This is a genomic window from Nakamurella sp., from assembly GCF_048594475.1.
In the GTDB taxonomy this organism is placed as follows: Bacteria; Actinomycetota; Actinomycetes; order Mycobacteriales; family Nakamurellaceae; genus Nakamurella.
On the sequence record NZ_JBMDXT010000371.1, the window covers coordinates 1 to 2,081 of the forward strand.

A 2,081-nucleotide genomic window follows, 5' to 3' on the forward strand; every position below is an offset into this window, starting at 1 on the left:
CGTCGAGCAGCTGCCGGATGCGGCGGGCCGCCTCCAGCGCGTCGGCCTGCCGGCCGGACCGGTACAGGGCGGTGATCAGCTGGATCCAGAACGGCTCCCGCAGCGGGTACTGGCCGGTCAGGGTGACCAGCTCACCGATCACCGCCGCCTCCTGGCCGGACGCCAGATCGGCCTCGATCCGCGACTGCACGGCCAGCAGGCGGTCCTCCTCGACGGCCGCGGCGAAGTCGTCGGCGAAGCGGAACCCCCGCAGGTCGGCCAGCGCCGCCCCGGTCCACTCGGCCAGCGCCGAGCGGAGCCGCTCGGCCGCCTCCGGATACCGGTGGGCCGCGAGCAGCTCGTGCCCGGCCCGGACCCACCGGGCGAAGCGACCCTGGTCGACGAGCGCCTCGTCGACCACCACCCGGTAACCGGGCGACTGGGTCGTGACCGTCAGCAGCGCCGCGTCGGACAGCGGGCGCAGCGCCCGGCGCAGGGTCGACACGTGCACCTGCATGGTGGCCAGGAAGTTCGCCGGCACGTCGCCGTCCCAGATGGCGTCGGCCAGCGAGTCGGCCGGCACCACCCGGTTGCGGCTGACCAGCAGGGCGGCGAGCAGGGCGCGCGGCTTGCCGCCCGGCAGCGGCAGCGGCGTCCCGTCGACCAGCAGTTCCAGCGGGCCGAGCAGCCGGACGTCCAGGACCGGGGCCTGGTCGCTGGGGTCCGGGGGCGTCACCGGCGCATCGTAACCAGACCCGGGTCGGCACCGGCCCCGGACATGCGACGAGCCCGGCCCGGGTGCGCCTGTGCGAGGCTGGTGCGGTGCCGGAACTGAGCCGCGGGGCCAACGCCCCGCTGACCGCCGACCAGCTGAGCGTGCACGTGCGGGGCGCCCGACCCGGGGTGGTCGACCTGATGGCGTTCCAGCTGACCGCCGACCGCCGGGTGCGCACCGACGACGACCTGGTCTTCTTCAACCAGCCCGCCTCGCCCGAGGGGGCGGTGCGGCTGACCGGTCCGGACGTGCTGACGCTGGACCTGCGGGCGGTGCCGGAGGTCATCGAGACGGTCGCGGTGACCGTCGCCCTGGACGACGCGCAGGCCGGGTCGCTCGCCGACATCGCCGGGCTCGGGGTCGGCGTCGGGCCGGACGGCTACGACGTCCCTGCCCAGGGGCTGACCACCGAACGGGCCGCCGTGCTCGCCGAGGTCTACCGCCGCGCCGGGGCCTGGAAGCTGCGGTCGGTCTCGGCCGGCTGGACCGAGGGCCTGGCCGCCCTCGTCCGGGAGCACGGGGTGCAGGTGGACGACGAGGCCCCGCCCGCCGCCGCACACCCGGCCGCCCCACCACCGCCCGTCGCACCGCCGCCCGCCGCTGCGCCGACCCCGAATCCGGCCTCGGCTCCGGCTCTGGCTCCGGCTCCGGCCGATGGCGGCCCGCGGTCGGTCCCCGGCGAGGAGCGGCTGTCGCTGGTCAAGCGGCAGGCGCTGGACCTGCGCAAGCGGGAGGTGCATCGGGTCCTGTTGACCAAGGGTGCGCAGACCGAGCGGGCCCGGGTCGTGCTGGTCATCGACAAGACCGGCTCGATGTACCAGGAGTACAAGTCGCGGCTGATCCACCGGGTCGTCGAACGGATGGTGCCGGTGGCCATCCAGCTCGACACGGACGGGTCGCTGGAGACCTACCTGTACGCCAAGACGTTCGCCCGGCTGCCGGACCTGCGGGTCGCCGACCTGGAGACCTGGCCGGAGGAGTTCCTGCACCTCAACGGCACCCACGGGGGCATCAACTACCGCAAGCTCGGCGGCAGCAACGACGAGATCCCCATCCTGACCGAGCTCGCCGGCTCCGTCCGGCCGGGCGGGCCGCCGACCCTGGTGCTGTTCTTCACCGACGGCGGGTTCTACAAGCGCAAGGAGATCACCCGGATCATCTCCGAGGCAGCGGCGCGGCCCGTCTTCTGGCAGTTCGTCGGCATCGGGGCCAACGACTACGGCCTGCTGGAGAAGCTGGACGACATGGCCGGCCGGGTCGTGGACAACGTCGACTTCTTCGCCCTGGACGACATCGACCGGGTGCCCGACGCCGAGCTCTACCGGCG

At 74.2% G+C, this 2,081-nt stretch carries 2 protein-coding genes; one reads left to right on the forward strand and one right to left on the reverse strand.

Annotated features, from left to right (window positions below):
* The coding region (locus tag ACOJUF_RS16575) for an AfsR/SARP family transcriptional regulator (RefSeq protein WP_420122929.1) at positions 1–715 on the reverse strand (715 nt) is incomplete at its 3' end.
* An 86-nt stretch (positions 716–801) separates the two neighbouring features.
* Between ACOJUF_RS16575 and ACOJUF_RS16580 the strand changes: the two genes are divergently transcribed.
* A partial coding sequence (locus tag ACOJUF_RS16580; protein WP_420122930.1) for a vWA domain-containing protein occupies positions 802–2,081 on the forward strand: 1,280 nt, incomplete at its 3' end.